The sequence below is a fragment of the Rhizobacter sp. genome (assembly GCF_031412075.1).
Lineage (GTDB): Bacteria > Pseudomonadota > Gammaproteobacteria > Burkholderiales > Burkholderiaceae_C > Rhizobacter.
Genome location: NZ_JANOCG010000488.1, coordinates 1 through 7001, shown reverse-complemented (window position 1 = coordinate 7001; position 7001 = coordinate 1). Strand labels below are relative to the sequence as shown.

At 65.9% G+C, this 7001-nt stretch carries 8 protein-coding genes; 7 read left to right on the top strand and 1 reads right to left on the bottom strand.

Annotated features, from left to right (window positions below):
• Positions 1–137, bottom strand: a 137-nt coding sequence (rpsT, locus tag RMO40_RS18210; protein WP_309724429.1) for a 30S ribosomal protein S20, incomplete at its 3' end; no start/stop codon positions are given.
• A 147-nt stretch (positions 138–284) separates the two neighbouring features.
• On the opposite strand from rpsT, the gene murJ reads away from it, so the two are divergent.
• The 7 genes from murJ to folK all read left to right on the top strand — a co-directional run.
• The gene (gene murJ / locus RMO40_RS18205; RefSeq protein WP_309724428.1) at positions 285–1841 is read left to right on the top strand and encodes a murein biosynthesis integral membrane protein MurJ; all 1557 of its coding nucleotides are present in this window, start codon (positions 285–287) and stop codon (positions 1839–1841) included.
• Positions 1842–1850: 9 nt separating this feature from the next.
• Positions 1851–2720, top strand: coding sequence for a transglutaminase family protein (locus RMO40_RS18200; protein WP_309724427.1), 870 nt, complete (start codon positions 1851–1853; stop codon positions 2718–2720).
• 94 nt (positions 2721–2814) lie between these two features.
• Complete coding sequence (locus RMO40_RS18195) at positions 2815–3876, top strand: AI-2E family transporter (RefSeq protein ID WP_309724426.1); 1062 nt, start codon at positions 2815–2817, stop codon at positions 3874–3876.
• Complete coding sequence (gene hda, locus RMO40_RS18190; protein ID WP_309724425.1) at positions 3873–4547, top strand: DnaA regulatory inactivator Hda; 675 nt, start codon at positions 3873–3875, stop codon at positions 4545–4547. Before RMO40_RS18195 ends, hda begins: the two co-directional genes overlap by 4 nt.
• The gene (locus tag RMO40_RS18185) at positions 4544–5209 is read left to right on the top strand and encodes an HAD-IB family hydrolase (RefSeq protein ID WP_309724424.1); all 666 of its coding nucleotides are present in this window, start codon (positions 4544–4546) and stop codon (positions 5207–5209) included. Before hda ends, RMO40_RS18185 begins: the two co-directional genes overlap by 4 nt.
• Positions 5209–6744 (top strand): polynucleotide adenylyltransferase PcnB, encoded by a 1536-nt coding sequence (gene pcnB / locus RMO40_RS18180; protein ID WP_309724423.1) that lies wholly within the window; start codon positions 5209–5211, stop codon positions 6742–6744. The genes RMO40_RS18185 and pcnB overlap by 1 nt, the downstream gene beginning before the upstream one ends.
• Positions 6745–6751: 7 nt before the next feature.
• A partial coding sequence (gene folK / locus RMO40_RS18175; protein ID WP_309724422.1) for a 2-amino-4-hydroxy-6-hydroxymethyldihydropteridine diphosphokinase occupies positions 6752–7001 on the top strand: 250 nt, incomplete at its 3' end.

Genomic DNA, 7001 nt, shown 5'->3' with positions numbered 1-7001 from the left:
TTTTGAACATTCTTGATGACGGTGCGGAACTTCGAACGCAGCGCGGTGTTGGCAGCGTTGAGCTTGACGTCTTGACGAACGCGCTTGCGACCGGAGGCAATGCGGACCGTCTTTTTGACTTTGGAAGAAGTGGCCATGTTTTGAGCGTACCCAGATAGAACGAAGTCCGCGAGTATAGCAGGGGTGAGCGGGCCGGCAAACCCAGGCTCAGGACGTTAGCAGCCGCTACCTATAATCCGGCCGCGTCCGAGGCGGCATTCCGTCTCCCTTCCGGCCCTGGTCCCATGAATTTGCTGCGCGCTGCGTCGATCGTTTCCGTGTTGACCCTGGCATCGCGCATCACCGGGCTGGTGCGCGAACTCATCATCGCCGCGCTATTCGGCGCAGGCGCCTGGACCGACGCGTTCCAGGCCGCATTCCGCATCCCCAACATGCTGCGCCGGTTGTTTGCCGAGGGCGCGTTTTCGCAGGCGTTTGTGCCGCTGCTGGGCAACACCCGCGCGCGCGACGGAGACGAGGCCACCAAGTTGCTGATCAGTGCGGTGGCCACGGTGTTGTTCTGGGCGCTGCTGGTCACCTGCGTCATCGGCGTGCTGGTGGCGCCGGTGGTGGTCTGGCTGATGGCTTCCGGGCTGAAAGAGTTCGACGGCGCGGTGCTGATGACGCGCTGGATGTTCCCCTACATCGGTTTCATCTCATTGGTGGCCTTGTCGGCGGGCATCCTCAACACCTGGAAGCACTTTGCGGTGCCGGCGGCCTCGCCGGTGTTGCTCAACGTGGCGGTGATCGCTGCGGCCTGGTGGCTGTCGCCCTGGTTCAAGCGCTGGGGTATCGAACCCATTTATTCACTGGCGGCCGGCGTGATGCTGGGCGGGGTGTTGCAGCTCGCGGTGCAGCTGCCGGCGCTCAGGCGCATCGGCGTGTTGCCGCGCATTGGCCTGACCTGGCCGAAGCTGCGCGAGGCGTGGCACCACCCCGGCGTGCACCTGGTGCTGAAACAAATGGCGCCAGCGCTGCTGGGCGTGTCGGTGGCGCAGCTCTCGCTGATGATCAACACCCACATCGCTTCGTACGTTGGTGTGGGCGCGGTGTCGTGGCTTACCTACGCCGACCGCTTGATGGAGTTCCCCACCGGTTTGCTGGGCGTGGCGCTCGGGGTAGTGCTGATCCCGCAACTCTCGGCCGCGCAGGGCAAGGGCGACAGCGCCGAGTACTCGGCCATGCTCGACTGGGGCCTGCGTCTGGTGATGCTGCTGGCGCTGCCTTGTGCCGTGGCCTTGCTGGTGTTCGCCCAGCCGCTGGTCGCCGTGCTGTACCAGCGCGGCGCCTTCACCGCCGTCGACGTGCTGCAAACCGAGCGGGCCCTGATGGCCTATGGCGTGGGCTTGATGGGCCTGATCGCCATCAAGGTGCTGGCGCCCGGTTTTTATGCGCGACTGGACGTGCGCACGCCGGTGAAGATTGCCGTCTCGGTGCTGGTGATGACGCAGCTGCTCAATCTTGCGCTGGTGCCGTGGTTGGGCCACGCGGGTCTGGCACTGTCGATCAGCCTGGGCGCCATGATCAATTCCACCTGGCTTTTCATCGGCCTGAAACGCTCTGGCGCTTACCGGCCGTCGCCGGGCTGGGGTGCTTTCGCGCTGCGCGTGTTGCTGGCCTGCACGGTGCTCGGCGCCTTTTTGGCCTGGGCCGCGCAGGCCGTGCCGTGGATCGCCATGCACACACGCGATGCACAGCGCGTCGGTTTGATGGCCGCCTGCCTGGCCGCCGGGGTCGGGTTGTATTTCGCCACCTTGCTGGCCTCGGGGCTGAAGTTCCGCCAGTTCATGCGACGCGGATAATCTCCCGCCATGCCCAGCCGCATGCAGTTTTCTGCCCCCACACCGCTTGAATATTTCGCCACGCTGGTGGCCGAAGACGAAAGCCTGTCCCTGGTCGAAGCGGCCGTCGCCATCGCGCAAGACGAAGACCCGCAGCTCGACACGCAGGCCGTGCTGTCCAAGATCGACAGCCTGGTCGACCGTTTGAAGCGTCGTGTGCCGGCCGATGCCGGGCTGCGCCAGCGCTTGCGCACGCTGAACCACTTCTTCTTTCAGGAGCTGGGGTTTGCGGGCAACGTCAACAACTACTACGACCCGGGCAACAGCCTCTTGAGCACGGTGCTCGAAACACGGCGGGGCATTCCCATCACGCTCGCCGTGCTCTACATCGAGCTGGCCACGCAGATCGGCCTGACGGCACGCGGTGTGTCCTTCCCGGGGCACTTTCTGGTCAAGCTGAAATTGTCCGAAGGCGAGATGGTGATCGACCCCTTCAGCGGCCACTCGCTGTCGCGCGAGCAGCTCGACGAGTTGCTCACGCCTTACCGACGCAGCCAGGGCCTGACGGGCGACTTCGACGTGCCGTTGGGGCTCTTCTTGCAAGCCGCAACGCCGCGTGACGTGCTGGCGCGCATGTTGCGCAACCTGAAAGAAATCCACCGCGCGGCCGCCGACTGGCCGCGCCAGCTGGCGGTGCTGAACCGGCTGGTGATCTTGCTGCCGCAAGCCTGGGAAGAGCGGCGCGACCGCGGCCTGGTGCAAGCCGAGCTGGGAGCGCTGGAGGCCGCTGCGCTCGACCTGGCCGAGTACCTTTCGCACGCGCCCCAGGCCGGCGACCGGGTCGCCATCGGCGAGCGGCTGCTGGCATTGCGAGAGCACGGTTCGGGGCGCTTTCATTGAGCTGTATGTCCGGCCAGCACCCCGTCTGCTGCCCTTAGAATTTGCCCCTTCGTGAGTGCCGCCCTCGCGGCCTGCGCCACCCTTGCGAGCTTTGATGCAACTCACCCCCGCCCAACGCCAAACCCTTTCCTGGCTCCTGATCGCCCTGGCTGGCGTGCTGCTGGTGTGGCTGTTGTCGCCGGTGCTGACACCCTTCCTGATTGCCGGTGTCTTGGCCTACATGCTGCTGCCGCCGGTCGAGCGTCTGGTCAGGCGGCGTGTGCCGCGCGTGGTGGCCGTGACCGTGGTCGAGGTGCTGGCCTTCGTGGTCATGCTGGCGGTGCTGCTGTTGATCGTGCCCATCATCTCGAAAGAGCTGCCGCTGTTGCGCGAGCAATTGCCGCTGCTGGCGGAGAAGCTTAACACCACGGTGTCGCCGTGGCTCGCACAGTTCGGCATCACGGTTTCGCTCGACGGCGCAAGCATCAAGGCCTTTGTCGTCAAGTACCTCGGTGCGAATGTCGAAGACGGCCTGGCTGCCGCCCTCAGCTCGGCGCGCATCGGTGGCAGCTTTGTGCTGGCGCTGATCGGCAACGCTGTGCTGATCCCGGCGGTGCTGTTCTACCTGCTGATGGACTGGCCGCAGCTGTCGAAGCGCCTGCAACACCTGGTGCCGCCGCGCCTGCGCGACAGTGTCGACAGCTTCGTCAGCGAGAGCGACACCATGCTGGGCCAATACCTGCGTGGCCAGCTTCTGGTGATGGTGATCCTGGCGGTGTACTACAGCGTGGGCCTGGCCTTGTTCGGCTTCGATCTGGCGGTGCCGGTGGGTGTGTTCACCGGCCTCGCGGTGTTTATCCCCTATCTTGGGTTTGGCCTGGGCATGGTGCTCGCGCTGCTGGCGGGCGTGCTGCAGTTCGCAAGCTGGTATGGGCTGGTGGCGGTGGCCGTGGTCTATGGCATCGGGCAGGTGGTGGAAAGTTTCTTCCTCACGCCGCGCCTGGTGGGCGAGCGCATCGGCATCAACCCGCTGACCGTGATCTTCGCGCTGCTGGCCTTCGGCCACCTGGCCGGCTTTGTGGGCGTGTTGATTGCCCTGCCGGTGTGCGCCGTGCTGGTGGTCGCCGCCGGCCGCCTGCACAAGCTGTACGTCGAGAGCAAGCTGTACCGCGGATGAGACAGATCCCCCTGGCCATTGGCAATGAGCCGCTGCGCTCATTCGAGAGCTTCGTTGCCGGTACGAATGCGCCGGCGGTGGCGCACCTGCGCGGTGTGCTCCGGCAGGCCGCACCGGTTTACCTGTGGGGGCCCTCGGGTGTTGGCAAGACGCACTTGCTGCATGCCCTGGCCAGCCATGTGCAGCAGCTGGGCGGGCGGGCCAGCTGGTTCAGCGCTTCGGAGCCCGCACCGTGGCAGTTTGAAGAAAGCGACATGTTGATCGTGTTCGACGATTGCGACCGCTTCGATGAGACCCAGCAGCACGCCGCCTTTGCGCTCTTTGTCGAAGCCACCACGCACGGCATTCCGGTGGCGGCCGCGGGCTGCGTGCCGCCGGTCGACCTGCCCTTGCGCGATGACCTGCGCAGCCGCCTCGGCTGGGGCCACGTGTTCGCTCTGGCGCCCTTGACTGAGCCCGAAGCCCGCGCCGCGCTGCGCCGCGAGGCCGACCGACGCGGGCTGTTTCTTTCCGACGACGTGATGGACTACCTGCTGACGCGCTTTGCGCGCGACCTCAAGCACCTGATGTCGGTGCTCGACCGGCTCGACGAATTTTCCCTGGTGCACAAGCGCGCGATCACTGTGCCGCTGCTCAAGCAGATGCTGGCCGAGGAGCAGGCCAAGCCATGAACCTGTGCTTGTTTGACCTCGACGACACGCTCTTGCCACTCGACTCCGACCACGCATGGGGCCGCTTCGTGGTGCGCCAGGGCTGGGTCGACGCCGCCGAGTTCGCGCGCCGCAACGACCTGTTTTACGAGCAGTACAAGGCCGGCACGCTCGACATCCACGCCTACGTCGAGTTCGCCACCCGCCCTTGGCGCGACAGGCCGGCGGGCGAGATGCAGGCGGCCCACGCCCGCTTCATGCAAGAAGCCATCACGCCGCTGCACCCGGCGGCCGTTGACCTGGTGCGTCACCACCAGCAGCAGGGCGACCTGGTGGCCATCGTGACCGCCACCAACGAGTTCGTCACCGCGCCCATCGCCCTGGCCTTCGGTGTGACCCATCTGCTGGCCGTCCAGCTCGAAAAGGGGGCGGCGGGTAACATCACGGGCCGAATTGATGGGATCCCGTCGTTTCGAGAAGGCAAGACGGTGCGCACCCAGCAGTGGCTGGGGAGCCTTGGCCACCGGCTGCAGGACTTCGAGCGCATCAGCGTCTACAGCGATTCGGCAAACGATCTGCCCCTGCTCGAACTGGCAAGCGATCCCGTGGCAACCAACCCTTCTGCTCCGCTCGAAGCGATCGCCCGCGAGCGGGGCTGGCGCATTCTTCGGCTGTTCAACTGATGATCAAAAAGTTCATAGAAAAACTGCTGGGCAAGACCAGCACGGCCAAGCCCACCATCCCCAAGGGCAAGCGCGTCGAGGTGCCGCTGTCCGAGCACAACATCGACTTGAAGCTGGTCGATGACAACGCCATCCGCGTAGTCAAGACCCTGGCCGACGCCGGCTACGAGGCCTACATCGTGGGCGGTGCGGTGCGTGATTTGCTGGTCGGCCTGCGCCCCAAAGACTTCGACGTGGCCACCAACGCCACGCCCGAGCAGGTCAAGGGCCTGTTCCGGCGTGCCTTCATCATCGGCCGGCGCTTTCGCATCGTGCACGTGGTGTATGGGCGGGGGCGCGAGCATGAAGTGATCGAGGTGTCGACCTTCCGCGCGGTGATGGACTCGGCCGTTGCCGACCCCGTGGCCGGCAACGAAAAGACCTCCAAGAGCGAGCTCGCCGGCAAGACCCACGTGGTCGACGCCGCCGGCCGCGTGTTGCGCGACAACGTCTGGGGCCCGCAGATCGAAGACGCGGCGCGGCGTGATTTCACCGTCAACGCGATGTACTACGACCCGCAAAAGCAGATCGTGGTCGACTACCACGGTGGCATCAAAGACGCCAAGAAGAAGGTGCTGCGCATGATCGGCGACCCGGTCACGCGCTACCGCGAAGACCCGGTGCGCATCATCCGTGTCATCCGCTTCGCGGCCAAGCTGGGCTTCAGCATCGACCCCAAGACCCGTGCGCCGATCCAGGAGATGGCCGCGTTGCTTGAGAGCGTGCCGGCCTCGCGCACCTTTGACGAAATGATCAAGCTGCTGCAGACCGGCCACGCGCTCTCCAGCATCGAAGAGCTGCGCAAGCAGGGGCTGGTCGGCGCACGCACCGGCGTGTTCCCGATTCTTGATGTCGTGCACGACGACGCGAAGAAGCACCCCGAGCGGGCCAAGTTCGTGCAGCTCGCGCTGGCCGACACCGACCGCCGTGTGGGCGAAGGCAAGCCGGTGGCGCCCAGTTTCATGCTGGCCTGCATGCTGTGGCACGACGTGCTCGACGGCTGGGGCAAGCTCAAGAAGCGTGGCGAAGCGCCGTTCCCCGCTCTGCAGCAGGCGGTGGATTCGGTGTTCGATGCACGCATCGGCGACATCTCCGGCCGCGGCAAGCTGGGCGCTGACATGCGCGAGATCTGGCTCATGCAAACGCGCTTCGAGCGTCGCACAGGGCAGGGGCCTTTGACGCTGGTGGAGCAGCCGCGTTTCCGCGCCGGGTTCGACTTCCTGCGCTTGCGCGCCGACGCCGGCGAAATCGAGGCCGAACTGGGCGAGTGGTGGGAAACCTTCTCCCTGGCCGATGAGCACAAGCGGGCCAGCATGCTGGAGCAGGCGCGTTCGCACGACGCATCACGTCGCCGCACGCCCTCGGCGTCGCATGCACCCGAGCCGGCGGAACCCGCCGAAGAAAGTGGCAGCAGTGACGCGCCCCGAAAGCGCCGCCGCCGTCGCCGCAAGCCGGGTGGGGCTGACGCTGGCGCCTCGTCGAGCGAGCCGCAGTAAGGCGGTGATGGCCGGGGCGCCCGTGCTGGCCTACGTGGGTCTGGGTGCCAACCTTGGCGACACGGTCGCAGCGCTCAAGAGCGCGCTGCTGGCCTTGAGCTTGTTGCCCGGTACGCAGCTTCAGCGCGCATCGTCGTTTTACCGAACGGCGCCCATCGACTCGCACGGACCCGACTATTTGAACGCGGTGGCGGCAATTCACACCACGCTGGCGCCCGACGACTTGCTGACCCACCTGCAACACATCGAGCAAGCCG